Source organism: Cupriavidus phytohabitans, assembly GCF_000426345.1.
In the GTDB taxonomy this organism is placed as follows: Bacteria; Pseudomonadota; Gammaproteobacteria; order Burkholderiales; family Burkholderiaceae; genus Cupriavidus.
In genome coordinates this window covers 143,444-166,054 of record NZ_AUFE01000002.1, presented here as the reverse complement: position 1 = coordinate 166,054, position 22,611 = coordinate 143,444, and the positions used below count along the sequence as shown (strand labels likewise).

The 22,611-nt window shown below is 66.1% G+C and carries 19 protein-coding genes; 17 read left to right on the top strand and 2 right to left on the bottom strand.

The window, feature by feature from the left end; translation table 11 throughout:
* Nucleotides 1-18: 18 nt before the first annotated feature.
* Nucleotides 19-867, bottom strand: a complete 849-nt coding sequence (locus K309_RS0102425) for an IclR family transcriptional regulator (protein WP_029044931.1) — start codon at nucleotides 865-867, stop codon at nucleotides 19-21.
* Between the two features lie 334 nt (nucleotides 868-1,201).
* On the opposite strand from K309_RS0102425, the gene K309_RS0102420 reads away from it, so the two are divergent.
* From K309_RS0102420 to pdeM, 12 genes are all read left to right on the top strand, one after another.
* Complete coding sequence (locus K309_RS0102420; RefSeq protein ID WP_029044930.1) at nucleotides 1,202-2,638, top strand: amino acid permease; 1,437 nt, start codon at nucleotides 1,202-1,204, stop codon at nucleotides 2,636-2,638.
* Between the two features lie 63 nt (nucleotides 2,639-2,701).
* Nucleotides 2,702-4,264, top strand: coding sequence for a MocR-like pyridoxine biosynthesis transcription factor PdxR (gene pdxR / locus K309_RS0102415; protein ID WP_029044929.1), 1,563 nt, complete (start codon nucleotides 2,702-2,704; stop codon nucleotides 4,262-4,264).
* 141 nt (nucleotides 4,265-4,405) lie between these two features.
* Nucleotides 4,406-4,822, top strand: a complete 417-nt coding sequence (locus tag K309_RS0102410; protein ID WP_029044928.1) for a nuclear transport factor 2 family protein — start codon at nucleotides 4,406-4,408, stop codon at nucleotides 4,820-4,822.
* A gap of 15 nt (nucleotides 4,823-4,837) precedes the next feature.
* Nucleotides 4,838-6,283 carry an NAD(P)/FAD-dependent oxidoreductase gene (locus K309_RS0102405; RefSeq protein ID WP_029044927.1) on the top strand — a complete coding sequence of 482 codons (1,446 nt, stop codon included), beginning with the start codon at nucleotides 4,838-4,840 and terminating at the stop codon, nucleotides 6,281-6,283.
* 699 nt (nucleotides 6,284-6,982) lie between these two features.
* On the top strand, nucleotides 6,983-8,083 hold the full coding sequence (locus K309_RS0102400) for a SagB/ThcOx family dehydrogenase (protein ID WP_035876588.1): 1,101 nt from the start codon (nucleotides 6,983-6,985) through the stop codon (nucleotides 8,081-8,083).
* Entirely contained in the window at nucleotides 8,073-9,050 is a 978-nt protein-coding gene (locus tag K309_RS0102395) for a diiron oxygenase (RefSeq protein WP_051320299.1), read from the top strand. Before K309_RS0102400 ends, K309_RS0102395 begins: the two co-directional genes overlap by 11 nt.
* A 21-nt stretch (nucleotides 9,051-9,071) precedes the next feature.
* A complete protein-coding gene (locus tag K309_RS0102390) occupies nucleotides 9,072-10,277 on the top strand; it encodes an MFS transporter (RefSeq protein ID WP_029044924.1) in 1,206 nt (401 codons plus the stop codon).
* Nucleotides 10,261-10,746: a GNAT family N-acetyltransferase gene (locus tag K309_RS0102385; protein WP_029044923.1), complete on the top strand. Its 486-nt coding sequence runs from the start codon at nucleotides 10,261-10,263 to the stop codon at nucleotides 10,744-10,746. Before K309_RS0102390 ends, K309_RS0102385 begins: the two co-directional genes overlap by 17 nt.
* A 157-nt stretch (nucleotides 10,747-10,903) precedes the next feature.
* Nucleotides 10,904-12,010 carry a ligase-associated DNA damage response exonuclease gene (locus tag K309_RS0102380; RefSeq protein ID WP_051320298.1) on the top strand — a complete coding sequence of 369 codons (1,107 nt, stop codon included), beginning with the start codon at nucleotides 10,904-10,906 and terminating at the stop codon, nucleotides 12,008-12,010.
* Nucleotides 12,007-13,689 (top strand): ATP-dependent DNA ligase, encoded by a 1,683-nt coding sequence (locus tag K309_RS0102375; protein ID WP_029044921.1) that lies wholly within the window; start codon nucleotides 12,007-12,009, stop codon nucleotides 13,687-13,689. The genes K309_RS0102380 and K309_RS0102375 overlap by 4 nt, the downstream gene beginning before the upstream one ends.
* On the top strand, nucleotides 13,686-16,373 hold the full coding sequence (locus K309_RS0102370; protein ID WP_029044920.1) for a ligase-associated DNA damage response DEXH box helicase: 2,688 nt from the start codon (nucleotides 13,686-13,688) through the stop codon (nucleotides 16,371-16,373). Before K309_RS0102375 ends, K309_RS0102370 begins: the two co-directional genes overlap by 4 nt.
* Nucleotides 16,370-17,089, top strand: coding sequence for a ligase-associated DNA damage response endonuclease PdeM (gene pdeM / locus K309_RS0102365; protein WP_029044919.1), 720 nt, complete (start codon nucleotides 16,370-16,372; stop codon nucleotides 17,087-17,089). Before K309_RS0102370 ends, pdeM begins: the two co-directional genes overlap by 4 nt.
* Here pdeM and K309_RS0102360 read toward each other — a convergent pair.
* On the bottom strand, nucleotides 17,074-17,844 hold the full coding sequence (locus K309_RS0102360) for an SDR family NAD(P)-dependent oxidoreductase (protein WP_029044918.1): 771 nt from the start codon (nucleotides 17,842-17,844) through the stop codon (nucleotides 17,074-17,076). The two genes, pdeM and K309_RS0102360, sit on opposite strands and share 16 nt — an antisense overlap.
* Before the next feature lie 295 nt (nucleotides 17,845-18,139).
* Here K309_RS0102360 and tauA point away from each other — a divergent pair, with 295 nt between their 5' ends.
* The 5 genes from tauA (at nucleotide 18,140) to K309_RS0102335 (ending at nucleotide 22,604) form a co-directional block, all read left to right on the top strand.
* Nucleotides 18,140-19,138 carry a taurine ABC transporter substrate-binding protein gene (gene tauA, locus K309_RS0102355; RefSeq protein ID WP_051320297.1) on the top strand — a complete coding sequence of 333 codons (999 nt, stop codon included), beginning with the start codon at nucleotides 18,140-18,142 and terminating at the stop codon, nucleotides 19,136-19,138.
* A gap of 41 nt (nucleotides 19,139-19,179) precedes the next feature.
* A complete protein-coding gene (locus K309_RS0102350) occupies nucleotides 19,180-19,956 on the top strand; it encodes a taurine ABC transporter ATP-binding protein (protein ID WP_029044916.1) in 777 nt (258 codons plus the stop codon).
* A 10-nt stretch (nucleotides 19,957-19,966) separates the two neighbouring features.
* Nucleotides 19,967-20,842 carry an ABC transporter permease subunit gene (locus tag K309_RS0102345; protein WP_029044915.1) on the top strand — a complete coding sequence of 292 codons (876 nt, stop codon included), beginning with the start codon at nucleotides 19,967-19,969 and terminating at the stop codon, nucleotides 20,840-20,842.
* Between the two features lie 295 nt (nucleotides 20,843-21,137).
* Complete coding sequence (locus K309_RS0102340; RefSeq protein ID WP_029044914.1) at nucleotides 21,138-22,067, top strand: LysR family transcriptional regulator; 930 nt, start codon at nucleotides 21,138-21,140, stop codon at nucleotides 22,065-22,067.
* A gap of 183 nt (nucleotides 22,068-22,250) precedes the next feature.
* Nucleotides 22,251-22,604, top strand: coding sequence for a Zn-ribbon domain-containing OB-fold protein (locus K309_RS0102335; protein WP_029044913.1), 354 nt, complete (start codon nucleotides 22,251-22,253; stop codon nucleotides 22,602-22,604).
* The last annotated feature ends 7 nt before the right edge of the window (nucleotides 22,605-22,611 follow it).

Sequence of the window (22,611 nt, the reverse complement as noted above, 5' to 3'; positions counted from 1 at the left end):
CGCGTGACGCCGTGCGCGCTATTCGTCCTCTTCGGCGCTTTCGGCGCTTTCCGCGCCGCCCTGCCAGCTGCTGGCGCTTTCGGCCTCGATCGCCGCCAGCGCGCTCGCCGCGCGCTGCAGCGCGGGCAGCAGCTGCACCACCTTGTCGCGCGCCACGCGCATGACCGGGGCCTGCAGCGCCAGTCCCAGGTTAGACTTGCCGCCGTCCACGGCAGGCACCAGCACGCCGATGCAGACCAGCCCGGGCAGGAATTCCTCGTCGTCCAGCGCATAGCCGTCGCGCTTCACGCGCTCCAGTTCCGCTTCCAGCTGCGCGTGGTCGGTCAGCGTGTTCTGCGTGTACCGCTCCAGCTCCGCATGCGCCAGCAGCCGCTGCCGCTGCGCCGGCGCCAGCTGCGCCAGGAACAGCTTGCCGGTGGCCGAGCAGTGCGCCGGCACGCGCGAGCCCGGATGCAGGTAGAAGCGCAGCGGCGCCGCGGTTTCCACGCGGTCCAGGTACAGCACCTCGCCGCCCGAGAACGCGGTCAGGTTGCAGCTCTCGCCCACCTCTTCCACCAGCCGCCGCAGCACCATGTGGCGCGCGCCGTGCGAGGTGCTGTTGAGCAACAGGTTCTCCGCCAGCCGGCGCAGCCGCAGGCCGGTGCCGTATTGCCGCCCGTCGCCGTTGCGCTGGATCAGTCCGGCCGCCTCGAGCTGCTGCAGCATGCGGTGCAGCGTGGGCTTGGGCAGGCCGGTTTCTTCCACCAGCGCCTGCAGGTTGAAGGACTGGTCCTTCTCCGCGATGACTTCGAGCAGGCCGAACAAACGCAGTGCCGGCGTGTCTCCGTCGAGCTTGGCGTCACTTTTGGCGAGGCGCATATCGTTCATGCCTGGCTCCATCATAGGTAAGTTTCATTTTCAGAGTCAAATCATATCAATTATCGAAACTTCCGGTTGACCTTCCGCCGAGGAGGGCCTACATTTCGGTGAAACAATAATTTTTCGGAACAACTGGTTCCGGATTTTTAAGCAGACACCGGAGACTAGTCGACATGGACGGATAAGCATCCCGCACCCGGGATTGCACACACTGAACCGACCACGGCCCTGGCTGGCGTTTCCCGCGCCGCCATCTATACAGAAGAGAAGCCGTGGCGCCTGCCAAAAACGCTGGTCTGGCTGCAAGTAGCACCGGCAGCACGCGCAGCACAGGAGACACACCATGATCCAACAACCCCAGTCCGGCAACGGACTATCCCACGGCCTCAAGCAACGCCACATGACCATGATCGCGCTTGGCGGCGTGATCGGCGCCGGCCTGTTCGTCGGCAGCGGCGTCGTCATCAAGTCGGCCGGCCCCGGCGCGGTCCTTTCCTTCCTGATCACCGGCCTGCTGGTCGTGCTGGTCATGCGCATGCTGGGCGAGATGGCGTGCGCCCTGCCCGGCACCGGCGGCTTCTACGAGTATGCGCGCGAAGCCTGGCGCGACCGCCCCGCGGTGGGCAACCTCGCCGGCTTCCTGACCGGCTGGATGTACTGGTACTTCTGGGTCATCGTGGTGGCGCTCGAAGCCGTCGCCGGCGCCGATCTGGTGCGCTACTGGCTGCCGGACGTGCCCAACTGGACCATCAGCCTGGTGCTGCTGGTGATGCTGACGCTGACCAACCTGGTGTCGGTCAAGTCGTTCGGCGAGTTCGAGTTCTGGTTCGCCTCGATCAAGGTCGCGGCAATCATCGTGTTCCTGTTCGTCGCCGGCGTGTATGTGCTGGGCCTGGCTCCCGGCGCCCAGGGCATGCAGGTGGCCAACCTGACCGCCAACGGCGGTTTCCTGCCGAACGGCATCGTGCCGGTGCTGACCGGCGCGGTCGCGGCCACCGGCTTCTACTTCGGCGCCGAGATCGTCACCATCGCCGCGGCCGAGACCGCCGAGCCGCAGAAGGCCGTGGCCAAGGCCACCAGCTCGGTGATCACGCGCGTGCTGGTGTTCTATGTCGGCTCGATCCTGCTGGTGGTATGCCTGGTGCCGTGGAACTCCAACAGCATCGCCACGCCGTACGTCAGCGCGCTGAACGTGATGGGCGTGCCCGCCGCCGCACAGATCATGAACGCGATCGTGCTGACCGCGGTGCTGTCGGCGCTCAACTCCGGCCTGTACGCTTCGTCGCGCATGCTGTTCGCGCTGACCCGCCGCGGCGATGCGCCGCAGTCGCTGGCCCGCGTCAGCCGCAACGGCGTGCCGGTGCGCGCGATCCTGGTGGCCACGCTGTTCGGCTACGGCGCGGTGGTGATGTCCTATGTCTCGCCCGATACGGTGTTCGCTTTCCTGGTCAACTCGTACGGCACCGTCGCCATCTTCGTCTACATCCTGATCGCGATCTCGCAGCTGCGCCTGCGCTCGCGGCTGGAGCGCGAAGCGCCGGGCCTGCTGCGGGTGCGCATGTGGTGCTTCCCGTACCTCACCTATGTCGCGATCCTGGGCATGCTGGGCATCGTGATTGCCATGGCCTTTATCCCCGACCAGCGCACGCCGCTTGCGCTGGGGGTGGTCAGCCTGCTGATCCTGCTGATTGCCTACGGTGCGCGGCAACTGTTTCGCCGAGGCGCTGAGCCGGTAGTACCGCTGGCGGAGATGCCAAGGCCCGACCTCCACAAGTATTGATGTGCCACGCGGCGCGCCAGTGCAGTAAGCTGGCGCGCTGTGTCGTTTAGCTGCCCCCGCACCATGAGCCTCAAGTCCCCCGCCACCATGTGGTTCCAGCTGTTCCAGCAGCACGCCCTGTCCGGCCTGAGCCTGCAGGGCAAGATCCGCCAGATGCTGGTGTCGGCGATCCTCGACCAGCAGCTGCCGCAAGGCGAGCCACTGCCGAGCAGCCGCGAGCTGTCCGCGCAGCTGCGCGTGGCGCGCAACACCGTGGTGCTGGCGTACCAGCAGCTGGTCGATGAAGGCTATCTGGTGGCACGTGAGCGCAGTGGCTATTTCATCAATCCCGAGATCCTCGGCACGCGCGTCAGCGGCGTGGCCTCGCTGCGCGGCGAGCCGGTGCCCGCGCGCGGCGGCGAGCCCGACTGGGAGCGCCGCTTCGTGTTCCGGCCCACGCAGCAGCGCAATATCGTCAAGCGCGCCAACTGGCGCGACTACCCGTACCCCTTCATCTACGGCCAGTACGACCCCACGCTGTTCCCCACCGCCGACTGGCGCGAATGCTGCCTGAAGGCGCTCAGCGTGCTCGACATCCACGACTGGGCCCAGGACATGATCCTGCGCGACGACGAGTCGCTGGTGCAGCAGATCCGCACCCGTGTGCTGCCGCGCCGCGGCGTCTGGGCCGGCGCCGACGAGATCGTGGTCACCGTGGGCGCGCAACAGGCGCTGTACCTGCTGGCCGACCTGCTGGTCAGCCCCGATACGCCGGTCGGCATCGAAGACCCCGGCTACCCGGATGCGCGCAATATCTTCGGCTCGCATACCTCGCATCTCGTGCCGCTGCCGGTCGATGGCGAGGGCCTGGTGCTGTCCGACGCGCAGCGCGCTTGCGACTACGTCTACGTCACGCCCAGCCACCAGTGCCCCACCACGGTCACCATGCCGCTCGCACGCAGGCAGGCGCTGCTGCGCCAGGCCGAAGAAGCGGACTTCGTGCTGATCGAGGACGACTACGAAAGCGAGAGCCGCTTCGAAGGCGACCCCACCCCCACGCTCAAGAGCCTGGACCGCGGCAACCGCGTGATCTACGTCGGCAGCCTGTCCAAGAGCCTGGCGCCGGGGCTGCGCATCGGCTATGTCGTCGGGCCGGCGCCGCTGATCGCCGAGTTGCGCGCGGCGCGGCGGCTGATGCTGCGGCATCCGTCCGCGTATATCCAGCGCGCGTTTTCGCTGTTCCTGTCACTGGGCCACTACGACGCGCACCTGCGGCGCCTGTCAGCCGCGCACCGCGAGCGCGCCGAGGCGGTGCTGACCGCAATGGCCACCCATATGCCCGACTTCCGCCCGGTGCCGATCGCCGGCGGCGCGTCCTGCTGGATCGAAGGGCCGCCCTGGCTCGACGCCAACGCGCTGGCGCGGCTGGCCGAACTGCAGGGCGTGCTGATCGAGCCTGGCAGCGTCTTCTTCATGGCCGAGCCGGCGCCGCGCAACGTGTTCCGGCTGGGCTACTCGTCGATCTCGCTGGACCGCATCGAGCCCGGCATCCGCGTGCTGGCGGCTGTGGCGCGTGAACTGCAGGCCACCGCCGGCGCGGCAGGCGCGGACGCCGCCGTCACTTCCCGCGCCCGTCCGGCGGCCTGAGCCCGCCGGCGGGGCCTGGCCCAAGCGATTGTCCCGAACTGGCGCTACAGCGCCGCGGCCGCCTTCCCTATCCTCGAGTCATGGCCGGTTCCGCAGCGCCTTTTGCGCGGGCCGGTGGACAAACACTCAGGAGATCAAGTCATGTCCGATCGCAACACCGCCGCCGGCATCGAACTGCTGCAAGCCTTCAACGACGCCTGGAACCGTCACGACCTCGAAGCCCTGATGAGCTTCATGGCGGATGACTGCGCCTTCCACGGCGTGGCCGGCAGCGAACTGCTCGGCCGCAGCTTCATCGGCCGCGACGCCGTGCGCGAAGGCTTCCAGCTCGCGTGGCAGACCTTCCCCGACGCGCAATGGGTCGATGGCGACCACTTCGTCGTGGGCGACCGCGGCGTCAGCGAATCCACCTTCCGCGGCACCCGTGCCGACGGTGCCCGAATCGAGGCACGCATGGTCGACGTCTTCACCTTCCGCGACGGCAAGATCGCGGTGAAGAACGCGTACCGCAAGGACCGCCCGCCGGTGGTAGCCCCCCAGGCCGCCCCCGCGGCCTGAGCGAGGAGACGCGCGATGCAAGCCGTAGCCCCCCGCAGCAGCCTACTTGCCGGCGAACAGTCCACCGCGCCGACCCGGCCATACGACCCCGCCTACGACCCGCTGCACACCCCCACCCCCGGCCACGGCCGGGAATACGCGCCCACCTACTGGATCGGCACCGCTGGCGAGCCGCCCGCCGACGACGGCCCGATCACGCACGACATCGACGTCGACGTGGCCATCATCGGCTCGGGTTTCACCGGCCTGACCTGCGCCATCTTCCTGGCGCAGGAATACGGCATCAAGGCCACCGTGCTGGAAGCCAACCGCGTCAGCTGGGGCTGCAGCACGCGCAACGGCGGCCAGGCGCAATGCGCGTCGGGGCGGCTCAAGCGCTCGCAGTGGATCCAGCGCTACGGCCTGGATACCGCGCTGCGCCTGCACGAAGAAGTCTGCGACGGCATGGAGACCTTCAAGGGCCTGATCCGGGATATCGACTGCGATCCGCAGCCCGGCGGCCACCTGTACATCGCGCACCGCGCCAAGGTGATGCCGGCGCTGGAGAAGGAAGCCAAGGTCCTGCGCGAAGTCTTCAAGTACGATGCGCGGGTCATGGACGCGGACACCGTGCGGCGCGACTATGTCGACGACAAGGAAGCCGCGGGCGCCATGCATGAGCCCGAAGGCATCGGCATCCACGCCGGCAAGCTCGCCTTCGGCTACCTGCGCCGCGCGCGCGAACTGGGCGCCAAGGTGCATCCGTCCAGCCCCGTGACCGGGTGGGAAACCCGCAACGGCATGCACTACCTGCGCACCCCCGGCGGCATCGTGCGCGCCCGCGCCGTGGGCGTCGCCACCGGTGGCTATACCTCGCAGTCACTGCACCACGAGCTGAAGAACCGGCTGTTCCCGATCCTGTCGAACTCCATCGTCACACGCCCGCTCACCGCCGGCGAACTGGCCGCGTGCAACTTCCGCACCACGCAGGTCATCACCGACACGCGCATCCTGCGCCACTACTACCGGCTGATGCCGGACGGCCGCCTGCAGATCGGCAGCCGCAGCGCCATCACCGGCAACGACGCGCCGCAGGACCAGTACAAGCAGAAGCTCATCAGCGACATGTACCGCAAGTTCCCCGCGCTGCAGGGCATCCAGGTCGACTATTCCTGGTGGGGCTGGGTCGATGTCAGCCACGACATGATGCCGCGCATCACGCAGCCGGATCCCGCGCAGTCGATCTATTACGCCATGGGCTATGGCGGCAATGGCGTGATGTATTCCGCCCAGGCCGGCAAGCGCCTGGCGGCGCTGATCGCCGGCAAGTCGTCGGTGCTGCCGGAGCTGCCGATCTTCCGCTCGCCACTGCCGTTCCCGAACGTGCGCGAGATGGTGGAATCGCAGATGTTCGCGCCGTTCCGCCGGCTGGGACAGCGGGTGCTGTATCACTGGTATCACATGAAGGACGACGTGCTTTGAGTAGCAACCTCCCCCAAGCTTGGTGGCGCGCCCTCCCGCGCTGCCGGTCCGTTACGGATCCGTGCCGGGGGCAAACCAACCCAATGTAGCGACCCCGGGCCGCTACAGCATGAGCGGTCACAGCTAGCCGGCACCGGGCAGTCGCCTTGCCATAGCGGCCGATCACGCGGTACTCACACAGCCGAGCCTGACGGACGGTATAAGCGCTGTGCCGTCCCGATAAGCGCTGTGCCGTCCCGTCCGGGAGGCACAGCGACTCATATCCGGGCGTACTCCCTTGCGGCCGGCCGCCCTCTCTCAGCATCCCTCGGCTCCCGCGCCATCTCCACGCTTTCAGAATACCGGGTCGAGGTTTCATCCATCGAAGCCAGGCTCCGTTGTGTCTGAAGGCACGTCACCCGGCCCCAGCCTGCATTCCTTTGATCGCGTACTCCTGGGGTGGCGCAATTCGTCGCGCCAAACGGGAAAATTCCCTCCATCCAACCAGAATATTCGCATCGCGACGCAGCCTTCGGTTGCCTACCTTTCAATTACCGCACACTTTCGTGCGGCAATTCAGTGTCAAATCCAGGAGGCATCATGACCAAAATCATTCTCGAATCCGCGAAAATGGCAAACTGGACGCAAATCGGTGCGCCGATCAAGAAGTAATTGACGCAAGATGCCCCAATTCGGGGCATCTTATTGGAGGCGACAACAATGAGTGCGCATATTAATCCGAACGTCTTCCTGATCTTCACTCCGGACGGAATCGTCCTGTGGGACTTTGAGAAGCACAACCAATACTCGCTTGCACCTGAGTACACATTCCGCTTAGTGGACATCGCTTACAAGCGTTACGCTATCGCCCGCGATGACAAAATCGACATCGACTTGCAAGGACAAAACATCATCGCGGAGCATCCGTTTTCTCGTCCCGAATGGGGCTGGGATATTCTCGCCCGTATATTTCACGTTGGCACCAAGGACATTCCTCAGGAAATGATCCCTATAAATGGGCGAGAATGGGCCTCTTGCCACACTGCACTCTGCATTGAAACCGCAAAGAACAGGATCCCGCCATTTAAGCAGCCACGTTCTACAGCAATCCTTTCCCTGCCTAGACCTGACCCCGCAGTCCTGAACAGTAAAACGCTGTGGCAAAGCCTGCTTGAACGACGCACATGCCGAAAATTTCGGCAAGAAAAAATCAGTCTGCAAACGCTCAGCACCATACTTTACGCATCATTCGGATTCTTGGACGAGCGTGAGCCTGGAATTAACGAATTCGTCCCCAAATATCTGCGACAAAGAAGAAGCAGTCCGTCCGGGGGAGGCCTGAATTCCACGGAGGTTTACCTCTTCTGCAATCGTGTTAGTGATCTCGGCCCAGGCACATACCACTACGATCCCGTAACACATGGCCTGACATCAATTCGCGAAACTGCACGCGAGAATGTCCTGCCTTCATTGCTAATGGGCCAGTATTTTTCCGCCGAACTGGCATTCGGTGTTTTCATCGCAGGCAGGTTCGACCGAATGTGGTGGAAATACGGCCACTCCAGAGCCTATCGCGTTTCGCTACTGGACGTCGGCCATCTATCGCAGACGTTTCAACTTGTCAGCACCGCCTGCGGGCTAAAGACGTGGCTATCCGCGGCGTTCAGGGACAGCGAGGTTGAAGAGTTGCTCGAGATCAAGTCGCCCGCGGAACAAGTCCTTCTCTTTGTGGGGGCCGGCTATAGCGACGGCGAGGACATCGACACCGCGAGCCGCGAGATCCTTACCGAATACTCGATGACAAACGCTCATGAAACCTGAAATCGTCTCAGCGACCATCGACGGCTTCGTTACAACCGATATCCAGGAGAGGGGATATTTCTCCAATTGGAATGACGATTCGGTGGTGCGCACAAGACCCTATCGATACACCTGCAAATCAACCGACAAGGACGACCCCGCATCCGGCGACTGGTTCTTTCCTTCCGCCTTGACTTTCCTGTCGCACCCGCTATTAGCAGGGCTTCCGCAAGGACAAGTACAGGAAATTCTGGCCAGAAATCTGATCACATTTCTTGAATACACCACCCTGCTTGAGCATAGGATAGTCAATAAATCGGTCCAGTTTATTGCTCAGAACTGCCTGCCGGTCTCTATCCCGCACGGCATGCGCATGGATGCCTTACGGGTTTATACCGATGAAGGATATCATGCGATCATGTCAGCCGATGTGGCGAATCAGGTTTCCAGGATTTACGGAATAGCCCAAGAGAACCGGCAATTCAGCCGCATCGCGCGTCTTGAAGCCATGGCTGAGACCTTCCAGCTTCCAACACTTGGATGGTTCCTTATCGGCTTCGTTTCGGAGACTGCGATCACAACGGAGTTTACGAAGATGGGGCGCACGTCGCTCGTGCCAGGTGTCCACAACATGCTGATGGATCATCTGTCCGACGAGTGGAAACATAGCCGATATTTCACTGGCATGTTTTCGTATTTGTGGCCTCGTCTAACTGAATCAGAGCGGGACTTTTGCGCCACGCAACTGCCAAGCATTATTCATGAATGTTTTCGCCTGGACGGAAGTTTGCTTGAACGCGATTTTTGCGAGATGGGGATCGACAGCAACATAGCGCGAATAATCTCTGAAGAGCGAGGTAAGGAATCAGAACATCGGCTAAGAGCCCGAACTGGTGCCGTTGCGACTTTGCATGCATTGAAAAGTTGCTCGTTCTTCAACGATCCTCGCTATGTCGCAACTTTCACCAGATACGGCCTTATCGATTGAGATGGATAACAGGAGTCAGCGATGTCCGGTACAGCCAAACCAAAAATGCATCTGCTCTTGCTACTCGGCATGCTCATCCTTCTTAGCGCGATACCACTGGATGTCATGCTACCGTCGTTCCCAGCTTTGGCGGATCATTTCGACACTGAAACAAGCGATATAGCATTGTCCATCAGCATTTTCGCGATAGGCTTTTCGGTTTTTCAACTTTTTGTCGGCCCACTATCCGACCGATTCGGCCGAAAAAGATTGCTTCTGACTGGCATATTCTTCGCCCTGCTGGGTGCAATCGGCTGCATTTTCGCCCCCAGCTACAGCGCCTTCCTCGCCTGTCGGATCATTCAATCACTCGGCTGCGCCTCCTTCGTCCTCGCCCAAGCCATCGTTCAAGACGCGTTCAAAGGAACCGACGGCGTGAGAGCCAGGATCCTCACAACGACATTGTCCGGATTGTTCATCGCCTGCTCCCCTCTACTAGGATCTGTATTGCAGTCTGCCTTCGGCTGGCAGGGGAGCTTTATCTTGTTCGCCGCCATCTCTCTGATCATACTTTTTCAGACCCATTTCAAGTTCGACGAAAGCTCCACAAGCACGCCAGGCGGCGTGGGGTTCTACGCCGGCGCCTACCTGAGAATTTTTCGAAACCGCGACTTTATTGGCCACTCTGCAATTGGCGCATTAGCATTTTCATGCCACCTCGCATTTATTATAATTTCGCCGGCAGTATTCCTGGTAGAGCTAAAAATGGACCACTATCGTTATTCGATGATATTGCTCCTTTACGGACTGGCCTATCTTCTTGGTGGATCACTAGCATCATACGCCGCGAAGAAAATCGGCACCCACCAACAGATCAGACTCGGACTGCTGCTGATGACAACGGCGGGACTCCTCATGATGGCGATGTTCCACTATCAATGCAGAACCTCAATGACGGTGCTGCTGCCAATGCTCGTCTGTACGGCAGGAACCGTGCTTATCCGTCCGGCCGCCGCCACGGAAGCCATGAATCTGTTCGACGAAATCGCGGGTACCGCCGCAGCCGCAGGCAGCACTATCAGGTTCGCGGCGGCGGGTGTCATCAGCGCCGCGATCAATGCGATCGGCAAGAATACAACGCTTAATCTGTGCTGGGCACTGATTTTTTGCAGCTTCGCCAGCATCCTTCTTTTTTCTTTTCTCCGCGCGCCTGGCCCAAGCAGAAGCTTCGATGCGAAACCATCTTGACGAGATGATCACACTTCGCGCACTTACCGAAGCGGAATTTGATAATTTCTCCAGACGCTCAATTTCCGAGTATGCCGAGAACATGATAGAAAGCCATGAGTGGGACCGCAGCACCGCACTGGCCAATGCCACCATGATGTTTAATAAAACATTGCCACAAGGGTTGCGCACACCAACCCATCAGTTCTTTTCAATCCGTCCGGTGGACATGGAGTATGCCGTCGGCAATATATGGATCCGCATCGACATTCACGATAGATCGGCGTTCATCCTTGACATATTTGTTGAACCTGAATATCGGGGGCGAGGCTACGCAAGCCGTGCAATCCCAAAAATCGAGCACTATGCCAGGAAGCTTGGGGCGGCGACAATTCGACTCCACGTATTTGGGCCTAACCATGCAGCTCAAAGGCTTTATAACAAGCTTGGATTTACAGTCAGCCACGCAACCATGGTAAAAGGGCTCTAGTTCTGCTCCTTGCTTCCCTTACCTGTAAGACCGCCACCGACACCCATACCAGCCCCCACCTTCTCCACCCCGCCCCGCCTCCGCAGTATGATGCCCACGTCTCCCTCTGCGGGAGCATCGCGGCCACGCCCCGGCCGCAGTGCATCAGGAGGCACGCTTGGACCCGATCCGGCAGCTACCATCCGAGTCCGCCCGCCCTGGCGACCTGGTCGTCGCCCGGCCTGAAGGCTTGTATTGCCCGCCCGGCGACTTCTACATCGATCCGTGGCGCCCGGTCGACCGCGCCGTCATCACCCACGCCCATTCCGATCACGCTCGCTTCGGGCACGCGCACTACCTGTGCGCGGCACCGGGATGCGGCGTGCTGCTGGCGCGGCTGCCCGGGATCCACCTGAACACGCTGCGCTACGGCGAACGCATCACGCACCACGGCGTCACGCTGAGCCTGCATCCGGCCGGACACGTGCTCGGTTCCGCGCAGGTGCGGCTGGAGCACAGCGGGCAGGTCTGGGTGGCCTCGGGCGACTACAAGCTGGAGGCCGATGGCACCTGCGACCCGTTCGAGCCGGTGCGCTGCGACACCTTTATCACCGAAAGCACGTTCGGGCTGCCGATCTACCGGTGGCCGCCGCAGGCCACGCTGATGGCCGAGATCTTCGACTGGTGGCAGGCCAATGCCCGTGCCGGGCGCGCCAGCGTCGTCTACGCCTATACCTTCGGCAAGGCCCAGCGCATCCTGCACGGGGTGCTGCGGCATGCCGGCGCCGATAGCATGCCGGGGCCGGTGATCGTGCACGGCGCGCTGACGCAGCTCAACGCCGCCTATGCCGAGGCCGGCGTGGCCCTGCCGCCGATGGCGCTGGTCTCCGAGCTGCCCGCGCGCAGCCCGCTGCTGCGCCAGGCGCTGGTGGTGGCGCCACCGTCGGCGCAGCGTTCGCCGTGGCTGCGGCGTTTCGGCGATGCCTCGGACGCCTTCGCCAGCGGCTGGATGCAGCTGCGCGGCACGCGCCGCCGGCGCGGCGTCGACCGTGGCTTTGCGTTGTCCGACCATGCCGACTGGCCGGGGCTGCTGCAGGCCATCGGCGCCACCGGCGCGGGCCGCATTATCGTGACCCATGGCAACGTGCCGGTGATGGTGCGATATCTGAGCGAACGCGGCTGGCAGGCACAGGCCTTCGACACCGAGTATGGCGACGACGATGAAGCCGCGCGCCCGGACCCCGCAGCATCCGCCGAAGCGGGCCGGGAAGAGGCCGCGCCATGAAGGCCTTTGCCGACCTCTATGCCGCGCTGGACGGCACCACGTCGACCAAGGCCCGGCTGGCCGCGCTGGTCGATTACCTGCGCACCGCGCCGCCTGAGGACGCCGCCTGGGCCGTCTATTTCCTGGCGGGCGGCAAGCCGCGCCAGATCGTGCCGGTGTCGCTGCTGCGCGGCCTGGCGCGGCAGGCCGCCGACCTGCCCGACTGGCTCTTCGAGGAGAGCTACCAGGCCGTCGGCGATCTCGCCGAAACCATCGCGCTGCTGCTGCCAGACCCGCAGGACGCCGACCACGCCGGCCTGGCCGAATGGGTCGAGCAGCGCCTGCTGCCGCTGCGCGGGCTGGCGCCGGAAGCGCTGATGCCGCGCCTCGACGCGCTGTGGCGCCCGCTCGACGCGCACGGCCGGCTGGTGCTGTTCAAGCTGATCACCGGCGCCTTCCGCGTGGGCGTGTCGCGCCTGCTGGTAACGCGCGCGCTGGGCGAGGTGGCCGGTATCGACCCCAAGCGCTTGGCCGAGCGCATGGTTGGCTACACCGATCTGTCGGCGCGGCCCGACGCGGCCCGCTTCCTGGCCCTGCTGGCGCCCGAGGACGAAGATGACCGTGCCCTGCGCGCCGGCGGCCAGCCGTATCCGTTCTTCCTGGCCCACCCGTTGCAGGCCCCGCTGGAACAGTTCGACACCGTGCTGGGCGCGCCCGGCGCGTGGCTGGTCGAGTGGAAGTGGGACGGCATCCGCGCGCAGCTGGTGCGGCGCGGCGGCCAGACCTGGCTGTGGTCGCGCGGCGAGGAACTGATCACCGAGCGCTTCCCGGAACTGCAGCAGGCCGCCGCGCCGCTGCCGGACGGCACCGTGCTCGACGGCGAGATCGTGATCTGGCAGGACAGCCGCGTGCAGCCGTTCGCACTGCTGCAGCAGCGCATCGGCCGCAAGACACTGAGCGCGAAGCTGCTGCGCGACGCGCCGGCGATCCTGATGGCGTACGACCTGCTCGAATGGCAGGGCGAGGACTGGCGCACCCGGCCGCAGGCGGAGCGCCGTGCGCGGCTGGAGCAGGTGGTCGCCAGCTATATCCATCCCGCGCTGGAGCTGAGCCCGCTGGTCGACGGCGACAGCTGGGAGCACTACGCGCGCCTGCGCGACGCCTCGCGCGACCTTGGCGTGGAAGGCTTCATGCTCAAGGCCGCGGATGCGGCCTATGGCGCCGGCCGCACCAAGGACGTGGGCGTCTGGTGGAAATGGAAGATCGACCCCTATTCAGTCGATGCGGTGCTGATCTACGCGCAGCGCGGACATGGCCGCCGCGCCAGCCTCTATACCGACTTCACCTTCGCGGTATGGAACGCGCCGCAGGGTACGCCGGGGCGGACGCTCGTGCCGTTCGCCAAGGCCTATTCCGGGCTGACCGACCAGGAGATGCGCGCGGTCGATGCCATCATCCGCCGCACCACCGTCGAGAAATTCGGCCCGGTGCGCAGCGTCGAGCCCACGCAGGTGTTCGAACTCGGCTTCGAGGGCATTGCCCGCAGCGGCCGCCACAAGAGCGGCATCGCGGTGCGCTTCCCGCGCATGCTGCGCTGGCGCACTGACAAGCCCATCGAGGAAGCCGATACCCTGGCCACGCTGGAAGCCATGCTGCCTGGCGCTCAGGGAGCGACGCCGGCACAGGAGGATGCGGCATGACCCCGCCGCGTGCAGCGCGCAAGCCGGCGGAGGACACCGCCGCCGAGCCGCTCACCGTCGCACAGGGCCTGCAGGCGCTGTTCGATGCGCGCGGCTGGCAACCGTTCGCGTTCCAGCGCGAAGTCTGGACCGCCATCGCGCGCGGCCAGAGCGGCCTGCTGCATGCCACCACCGGCACCGGCAAGACCTATGCGGCATGGCTGGGCGCGCTGATGGCATTCGGCACGCCGCGCGCCGCGCCGTCGCACGACAAGCCCGCGCCGCCGCTGACGGTGCTGTGGCTGACGCCGATGCGCGCGCTTGCCGCCGACACCACGCGCGCGCTGCAGGCGCCGCTGGCGGAACTCGATCTCGACTGGACCGTGGCGCTGCGCACCGGCGACACCGGCAGCGCCGAGCGCGCCGCGCAACAGCGCCGCCTGCCGACCGCGCTGGTGACCACGCCGGAAAGCCTGACACTGATGCTGACCCGCGCCGACGCGCAGGAAACCCTGCGGCGCGTGCGCATGGCGGTGGTCGACGAATGGCACGAGCTGATCGGCAACAAGCGCGGCGTGCAGGCGCAGCTGGCGCTGGCGCGGCTGCGGCAATGGCAGCCGGCGCTGATGGTGTGGGGCCTGTCGGCCACGCTCGGCAACCTGCCGCATGCCGCCGACGTGCTGCTGTCCGGCGTGCCGCAAGACCAGCGCGTGCTGGTGCACGGCCACACGCCCAAGACGCTCATCATCGACACGCTGCTGCCGGGCGCTGCCAGCCGCTTTCCGTTCGCCGGCCACCTGGGCCTGTCGATGCTGCCGCACGTGGTCGAGGAACTCGAGCACAGCGGCACCACGCTGGTCTTTCTCAATACCCGCTCGCAGGCCGAGCTGTGGTACCAGGCGCTGCTCGATGCGCGCCCCGACTGGGCCGGCCAGATCGCGCTGCACCACGGCTCGCTCGACCGCGCGGTGCGCGAGTGGGTGGAACTGAGCCTGAAGAACGGCGAGCTGCGCGCGGTGGTCTGCACTTCCAGCCTCGATCTCGGCGTCGACTTCCTGCCGGTCGAGCGCGTGCTGCAGGTCGGCTCGCCCAAGGGCGTGGCGCGTCTGCTGCAGCGTGCCGGGCGCTCCGGCCACGCGCCGGGCCGTGCGTCGCGCGTGACGGTGGTGCCCACGCACAGCCTGGAGCTGGTGGAAGCGGTGGCCGCGCGGCACGCGGTGCAGGCGGGCCGGATCGAAGCGCGCGAGTCGCCCGACAAGCCGCTCGACGTGCTGGTGCAGCACCTGGTGACGGTGGCGCTGGGCGGCGGCTTCCGGCCCGAGGCGCTGCTGGCCGAGGTGCGCGGCGCCTGGGCCTACCGTGAGCTGACTGACGCCGAATGGCAATGGTGCCTGGACTTCGTGCGCCAGGGCGGCGCCACGCTGTCGGCCTATCCCGACTTCCGTCGCGCCATACCCGACGAGGAAGGCGTCTGGCGCGTGCCCGACGTGGGGCTGGCGCGGCGCCACCGCATGAGCGTGGGCACCATCGTCAGCGACGCCACCATGCAGGTGCGCTACTGGAGCCGCGCCGGCAGCGGCGGCGCCTCGCTGGGATCGGTCGAGGAAGGCTTTATCGCGCGGCTGGCGCCGGGCGACTGCTTCCTGTTCGGCGGCCGCCTGCTGGAACTGGTGCGCGTGCAGGAGATGACCGCCTACGTGCGCCGCGCCACCGGCAGGCGCCCGGTGGTGCCGCGCTGGAACGGCGGCAAGATGCCGATGTCGACCGAGCTGGCCGAAGCGGTGATCGACACGCTCGAAGCCGCTGCCGCGGGCCGGCTCGATGCGCGCACCACGCCCGAACTGCCGCTGATCCAGCCGCTGGTGGACCTGCAGGCGCAGTGGTCGGCACTGCCCACGCGCCAGACCCTGCTGGCCGAGTCGCTGCACTCGCGCGAGGGCTGGCACCTGTTCCTCTACCCCTTCGCGGGCCGCTCGGTCCACCTTGGCCTGGGCAGCCTGCTGGCGTGGCGGCTGGGGCAGAAGGTGCCGGCGACGTTCTCCGTCGCCGTCAACGACTACGGGCTGGAACTGCTGGCCTCGGCGCCGCTGGACTGGGGCCACTGGCTGCCGCAGGTGCTGGCCGAGGAGCGCCGGCGCGACCTGGCCGCCGACGTGCTCGGCAGCCTCAACGCGGGCGAGCTGTCGCTGCGGCGCTTCCGCGAGATCGCGCGCGTGGCGGGCCTGATTTTCCAGGGCTATCCGGGCGCGCCCAAGAGCGCGCGGCAGCTGCAGGCGTCGTCGAGCCTGTTCTACGAGGTGTTCCGCAAGCATGATCCCGGCAACCTGCTGCTCGGCCAGGCGGAGCGCGAAGTGCTGATGCAGGAGCTGGACGCGCACCGGCTGGCCGCAACCCTCGAGCGGCTGGCCGCGCTCAGGCTCGACCTGCACGAACTGAAGCGGCCCACGCCGCTGTCGTTCCCGCTGGTGGTGGAATTCCTGCGCGAGAAGCTCAGCACCGAGAAGCTGGCCGACCGCATCGCGCGCATGCTGGCCGAGCTGGAACTGGCGGCGGGTCCCGAGCCCGGTGCAGCCGCCGGCATGCAGGCCGAAGCAGTGGCCGAGGCAGCGCGCTTCGGCATGGCCGACCATGCCGGCCCGTCCGCCCGCACGCCGCGCAAGCCCCGCCGCGCGCGCAAGCCCTCCAGACCCCTGCCGCTGCTATGACACCGGAAGCCGGCACCCTGCAGGCCAATGGCGCCTGCGCCATTCAGGTGGCGGGAGAAACGCTGTGGCTCCTGCCTGAGCAGGCGGCCTGGTGGCCCGCTGCCGGCATGCTGATGGTGGCAGACGTGCATTTCGGCAAGGCCGCTGCATTCCGCGCGCTCGGGCAGCCGGTGCCGCACGGCACCACCGGCGACAACCTCGGCCTGCTGACGCAGCTGACGCGGCAGTTGCCGGTCGCGGAACTGGTCTTCCTGGGCGACTTCCTGCACGCGCGCGCGGCGCGCACGCCGGCGGTGCTGGCGGCGCTGGACGGCTGGCGCCGCAGCCTGCCGCCGCAGGTGCGCTGCACGCTGGTGCGCGGCAACCACGATGCGCGCGCCGGCGACCCGCCCGATTCGCTGCAAATACGTGTGGTGACTGAGCCCGCCGTGGCGAGCCCGTTCGCGCTATGCCATTTGCCCGGCGCGTCCCCACTGGGCTACGTGATCGCGGGCCACCTGCATCCGGCCTGCCGCTTGCGCGGCGCCGGCGCCGACAGCCTGCGCCTGCCCTGCTTCCTGTTCGGCCCGCGCGGCGCCATCCTGCCCGCCTTCGGCGCCTTCACCGGCCACGCCACGGTGCGGCCGCAGCCGGATGAACGCGTCTACGTGGTCGGCGGCGGCCGCGTCTGGCCGGTTGGCCGAGCGCCTCGGAACAGCGCTCAGAACAAGGTATAGCCGCCGTCGATGACGAAGGTGTCGCCGGTGTGGTAGGCCGACGCCGGGCTCATCAGGTAGACCGCAATACCCGCGAAATCGCTGCCCTCGCCCCAGCGGCGCATCGGCACGCGCTTGTGCACCATCTCCTGGAAGGCATCGTTGGCCTGCGCCGCGCCGGTCATCTCGGTCTTGATCCAGCCCGGCAGGATCGAATGCGCGCGGATGCCCTTGCGCGCATATTCGACGGCCAGGCCGCGCATCATCGAGATCACGCCGCCCTTGGTGGCGGCATAGTGCTCGGTGCGCGGCGCGCCTTCGATGGCCGCGACCGACGCGGTGCTGCACAGCACGCCGCCCTCGCCCTGCACCAGCATCTGCCGCACCGCGGCGCGCAGCGTGAAAAAGGCGCCATCCAGGTTGACGCGCATCGTCTTGCGCCAGACCTCCGCCGTCATCGCATCGAACGGCCCCTTGTTGCCACCAATGCCGGCGTTGGCGAAGCAGCCGTCGATCCGGCCCAGCGCCGCCACCGTGCGTTGCATCGCGGCATCGACCGCCTGCTCGTCGCCCACGTCGCACACCTCGGTGTGCACCCGGCGGCCATGCTGCGCCAGCCGGTCGGCGGCGGCAGCGTTCTTGTCCGCATTGGTGCCCCAGATGGCGATATCCGCGCCGGCCGCGGCCAGGCCCTCGGCAATGCCCAGCCCGATGCCGCCGTTGCCGCCGGTCACCAGGGCCACTTTTCCTGCCAGGTCGAAGGGGTGCTTGCTCATGTCTGTCTCCTCGGATGGGTGGGTCGCTGCCTCGACCGGACATTGTTGACCCGTCACGGCGCAAAGCTCGTCGTCGGATCCGATGAGTTTGGATGCGTGCGGGCGCACTTTCAGCCCGCTAAGGATTTCCATGATTGACGCTTGCCCTTGACACCGCTCCGCCCGGCCTGTCGCCATTTCCAGCCCCGCGACGGGGCTGGTCCCAGCGAATCCGGCCAACTGGTCCTATAGCGCCGGATCGGCGCTCACCTATAAAGCCGAGACCTTCAACCCCTTCCTTTCGAGGAGCAGAACCATGCGGTGGATCAAGCGACTTGCGACGTATTTCGCCCTGGCAGCAGCACTGGTGCCAGCCGCCCACGCGCAGAGCAAGGATGTAGTGATTGCTTACCAGGACATGGTGGTGCCCTGGCGTTATGCGCAAGACATGAAGGAGCTGGAGAAGCAGACCGGCTACAAGGTCTCGTTCCGCCAGTTCGGCGGCGGCGGCGACGTGATCCGCGCGATGGCGTCGGGCCAGATCGCCATCGGCGAGGCGGGCACATCGCCGATCGCCTCGGCGCTGTCGCAAGGGCTCGACGTGGAGCTGTTCTGGATCCTGGACGACATCAACGCGGCCGAGGCCATGGTCGCGCGCAACGGCAGCAAGATCGCCAGCATCGCCGACCTGAAAGGCAAGCGCGTGGGCGTGCCGTTCGTGTCGACCACGCACTACCACACGCTGGTCGCGCTGGAGCGCGCCAAGGTCAACCCCAAGGACGTGCGCATCGTCAACATGCGCCCGCCCGAGGTCGCGGCCGCGTGGGAGCGCGGCGACATCGACGCAACCTTAATCTGGGACCCGGTGCTGGCCAAGCTCAAGCAGTCGGGCACGGTACTGACGACCTCCGGCCAGATCGCCGCCGATACCGGCAAGGCGACCTTCGACGGGATGATCGCCAACAAGAAATTCGCGCGGGAAAACCCGGAGTTCATGGTCAAGCTGGTGCGCGTGCTGGCCGCCGCGGACGAGAACTACCGCAAGAACAAGGGGTCATGGACCGCCGATTCGCCGATGGTCAAGGCGGTGGCCAAGGTCTCCGGCGCCAAGGCCGAGACGGTGCCGGCGAGCATGGCACTGTATGCCTTCCCGACGCTGGAGGAGCAGCTCTCGGAGCGCTGGCTCGGTGGCGGCGCGGCGCGCGCGCTGCAATCGGCGGCGCAATTCCTGAAGGAGCAAGGGACCATCCAGACGGTGCTGCCGGACTACGGCAAGGGCGTCAATGCGGAATGGGCCAGGCGTGCGCTGCGGTAACGCGCGCTGTGTATGGAACGGCAAGAGCAGCGGAAATCGTCATGAACAAACTTGAAATCGATAACCTCAGCGTGAACTACGGCGCCGCCGGCGGCGCCCGCACGCTGGCCCTGTCGCAGGTCAACCTCACCATGGAGCGCGGCGATTTCGTCGTCGCGCTGGGCGCGTCGGGCTGCGGCAAGACTACGCTGCTGTCATGCATCGCCGGCTTCATGGAGCCCTCGGAAGGCGAAATCCGGCTGAACGGCAAGGCCGTGCGCGGGCCCGGTGCCGAGCGCGGCGTGGTGTTCCAGAAGCATGCGCTGATGCCGTGGCTGAGCGTGGCCGACAACGTGGCGCTGGGCCTGCGCCTGCGCGGCGTGCCGCGTGCCGAACGCCTGCGCATCGCGCGCGAAAAGCTGGCCGCGGTGGGGCTGGAGGCGGCGGCCGCCAAGCCCGTCTACCAGCTCTCCGGCGGCATGCAGCAGCGCGTGGGGATCGCGCGCGCGCTGGCCTGCGATCCGGCGGTGATGCTGATGGACGAGCCGCTGGGCGCGCTCGACGCACTGACGCGCGAGTCGATCCAGGCGCTGATCCTCAGGCTGTGGGCGAAGGAGCAGAAGATCGTCTTCTTCATCACCCACAGCGTGGAAGAGGCGCTGTTCCTGGCGACGCGGCTGATCGTGATGACACCGTCGCCGGGCCGCATCGCGCATACCTATGAACTGCCCTTCGCGCGCCGCTTCATCGAGTGCGGCGATGCCCGCCAGGTCAAGTCCGACCCGGAGTTCATCCGCTACCGCGAAGAGATCGTCGACCTGATCCATGCCACCGCCTGAGGAATTCAAGATGCCCGCTTCCGTTCAACGCATCGAACCCGCGCCGCGCGCAGCGCCTGCCGCCGCGCCGGGGCCAAGCAAGCCGATGAAAGCCGTCTCGGGCTACCGCCTGCCCGGCGAGGGCTCGAGCTCGCGCATCTCCACCGTGACCGTGGTGGGCCTGCTCGTGCTGTGGTGGGTTGCCAGCCACCTGCGCTGGCTGCCGCCGCTGTTCCTGCCCACGCCGGAGTCGATCGTCACCGCCTTCATCGATGCCTGGCAGGGCAACCTGCAAGGCGGCCAGCCGCTGACCGAGCATTTCACCGCGAGCATGGTGCGCGTGTTCGGCGCGTTCGGGCTGGCGGTGGTCACGGCGGTGCCGATCGGCGTGCTGATGGGCGTGTCGCGCATCGCGCGTGGCATCTTCGATCCGCCCATCGAGTTCTACCGTCCGCTGCCGCCGCTGGCCTACCTGCCGCTGATCGTGATCTGGTTCGGCATCGACGAGACCTCGAAGGTGCTGCTGATCTTCCTGGCGTGCTTCGCGCCGCTGGCGATGTCGGCGCAGGCCGGCGTGCGCTCGGTGACCATCGAGCAGATCAACGCGGCCTATTCGATGGGCGCCACCCCGTGGCAGGTGGTGCGGCACGTGGTACTGCCCGCGGCGCTGCCCGACATCCTGACCGGGATGCGCATCGCGATCGGCTTCGGCTGGACCACGCTGGTTGCCGCGGAGATGGTGGCCGCGACCGCCGGGCTGGGGCAGATGGTGCTGAATGCTTCCAACTTCCTGCGGACCGACGTGGTGATCATGGGGATCGTGCTGATCGGGCTGATTGCCTACGTGTTTGATTTGCTGATGCGGAAGATGGCGAAGTGGATGGTGCCTTGGAAGGGGAGGATGTAAGGTGTTTTTGGCGGGCTACCATTTCGGTGCCCGCGGGTTCTTAGCCTGCGGCTGGCATCTGGTGGTTGTTTGATCTGCCCTGGTTTCGCCCCTAAAGGGGCGAGTCACTTTTGCCCGAGATCCACCTCAAGGGTTTTGCCATGGTCTCCTCGCCTGTCGCAGTTGGTCCCTGGTAAACCTCCAATGCTACGCAACGCAGCCCGGTCCCGTCACTTGTACGAAATCCCGCCTTTTCGAACCAGCGAGGCCGGTTCCGCACTATCATCGGCACATTCCCAACCGCCAGTTGCCAGTCATGGACAAGGCCCGTGTGCTGACCCTCTTCATTGGCGTGGTGCGCGCCGGCAGTTTCCAGCGCGCCGCGGTGGAAGCCGGCGTGACGCCGCAAGCCGTCAGCAAGGCGGTGCGCACGCTGGAAGACGACCTCGGCGTGCGCCTGCTGCACCGGACCACGCGCAAGCTCAGCCTCACCACTGAAGGCGCGCGCCTGTTCGAACTGGCCGCGCCGGGCATGCGCCAGCTCGATGAAGCGCTGGACCAGGTGCGCAGCAGCAAGAGCGACGACGACGGCCTGATCCGCCTGACCGCGCCGCCGTCGGTCGGCAGCCGCGTGCTGGTGCCGCTGGTGCGCGCATTCCGCGAGTTGCATCCGGGCATCACCTTCGACGTGGTGCTGAGCGACCTCTTCACCGACCTGGTCGAGTCCCGCATCGATATCGGCTTCCGCGCCGGCACCAGCCCCGGCCAGAACCTGGTGGCGCGCCGGCTGTGCGACCTGCCGCTGGTCATCTGCGCCGCGCCCGATTACCTCGCGCGGCACGGTGAGCCGGCCACGCTGGACGAGCTGCTGCGGCACCAGTGCACTGGCTTCCGCCGCCCCGCGACCGGGCGCATGGTGCCGTGGGAGCTGCAGGTCGACGGCGCGCTGGTCTACCAGGAGGTGCCCGCCGTTGCCAGCTTCAACGACGTGGAGACCGAGGTCGAGGCCGTGCGCGCCGGCATGGGCATCGGCCAGCTGTCCGCCTACATGATCCACGCCGACCTCGTCAGCGGCCGGCTCAAGGCAATCCTGACGGAATTCAGCAGCAGCAATGTCGGCCTGTACATGTACTACCCGCATCGCAGCCAGATGCCGGTGCGGGTCCGCCGCTTCATCGACTTCGTGGTGGAAGCGGGCCGCGGCGCGGAGCAATCGCTGTCGCGGCTGGTCGGCCTGGTGGCCTGACCCTTCAGCACGCGCCGGCCACCCCGAGCCCCACGCCGGCTTCCCGCCAACACGCTTCTCCTGACGCCCCGCTCCGGCCATTCGTTTGATTTTTTCTCAATCGATGGCGCCGGAAATGTCGTTTGTCGCGCGCGCCGCCAGCGACAACCATTACGCCAAGGCCCACCAACACAGGAGACTGCCGTGTCAGACCAAGCCTATCCGCTCTGGAGTGCGGACCCCCTCCCCCACCTGATCGCCTCGCGCCACCGCGCCACCGGCGAATGGATCTTCCCGGCCGTGCCGGACGATTCGCCGCTCGCCGCCGAGCATGACCCCGTCGCCATCCGCGGCGCCGGCGTGGTCTACAGCTTCACCGTGATCCATCCCGCGCCCAAGACCGGGCAGCCACCGTACGCGCTCGGCTATGTCGACTTCGTCGGCCCCGTGCGCATCTTCGGGCGCCTGCTGGGCAAGGCGCGCCCGGTGATCGGCGACCGCTATGAAGCGCGTCCGGATGCCGAGTTCGGCTATGTCTTCGAGGCCGTCACGGCCTGACCGATCG

What these genes read in the sequence shown, in the direction of transcription:
- K309_RS0102425 (WP_029044931.1), bottom strand. Translation starts at nt 867, where the DNA reads ATGAACGATATGCGCCTCGCCAAAAGTGACGCCAAGCTCGACGGAGAC.
- K309_RS0102420 (WP_029044930.1), top strand. Translation starts at nt 1,202, where the DNA reads ATGATCCAACAACCCCAGTCCGGCAACGGACTATCCCACGGCCTCAAG.
- pdxR (WP_029044929.1), top strand. Translation starts at nt 2,702, where the DNA reads ATGAGCCTCAAGTCCCCCGCCACCATGTGGTTCCAGCTGTTCCAGCAG.
- K309_RS0102410 (WP_029044928.1), top strand. Translation starts at nt 4,406, where the DNA reads ATGTCCGATCGCAACACCGCCGCCGGCATCGAACTGCTGCAAGCCTTC.
- K309_RS0102405 (WP_029044927.1), top strand. Translation starts at nt 4,838, where the DNA reads ATGCAAGCCGTAGCCCCCCGCAGCAGCCTACTTGCCGGCGAACAGTCC.
- K309_RS0102400 (WP_035876588.1), top strand. Translation starts at nt 6,983, where the DNA reads ATGAGTGCGCATATTAATCCGAACGTCTTCCTGATCTTCACTCCGGAC.
- K309_RS0102395 (WP_051320299.1), top strand. Translation starts at nt 8,073, where the DNA reads ATGAAACCTGAAATCGTCTCAGCGACCATCGACGGCTTCGTTACAACC.
- K309_RS0102390 (WP_029044924.1), top strand. Translation starts at nt 9,072, where the DNA reads ATGTCCGGTACAGCCAAACCAAAAATGCATCTGCTCTTGCTACTCGGC.
- K309_RS0102385 (WP_029044923.1), top strand. Translation starts at nt 10,261, where the DNA reads ATGCGAAACCATCTTGACGAGATGATCACACTTCGCGCACTTACCGAA.
- K309_RS0102375 (WP_029044921.1), top strand. Translation starts at nt 12,007, where the DNA reads ATGAAGGCCTTTGCCGACCTCTATGCCGCGCTGGACGGCACCACGTCG.
- K309_RS0102370 (WP_029044920.1), top strand. Translation starts at nt 13,686, where the DNA reads ATGACCCCGCCGCGTGCAGCGCGCAAGCCGGCGGAGGACACCGCCGCC.
- pdeM (WP_029044919.1), top strand. Translation starts at nt 16,370, where the DNA reads ATGACACCGGAAGCCGGCACCCTGCAGGCCAATGGCGCCTGCGCCATT.
- K309_RS0102360 (WP_029044918.1), bottom strand. Translation starts at nt 17,844, where the DNA reads ATGAGCAAGCACCCCTTCGACCTGGCAGGAAAAGTGGCCCTGGTGACC.
- tauA (WP_051320297.1), top strand. Translation starts at nt 18,140, where the DNA reads ATGCGGTGGATCAAGCGACTTGCGACGTATTTCGCCCTGGCAGCAGCA.
- K309_RS0102350 (WP_029044916.1), top strand. Translation starts at nt 19,180, where the DNA reads ATGAACAAACTTGAAATCGATAACCTCAGCGTGAACTACGGCGCCGCC.
- K309_RS0102345 (WP_029044915.1), top strand. Translation starts at nt 19,967, where the DNA reads ATGCCCGCTTCCGTTCAACGCATCGAACCCGCGCCGCGCGCAGCGCCT.
- K309_RS0102340 (WP_029044914.1), top strand. Translation starts at nt 21,138, where the DNA reads ATGGACAAGGCCCGTGTGCTGACCCTCTTCATTGGCGTGGTGCGCGCC.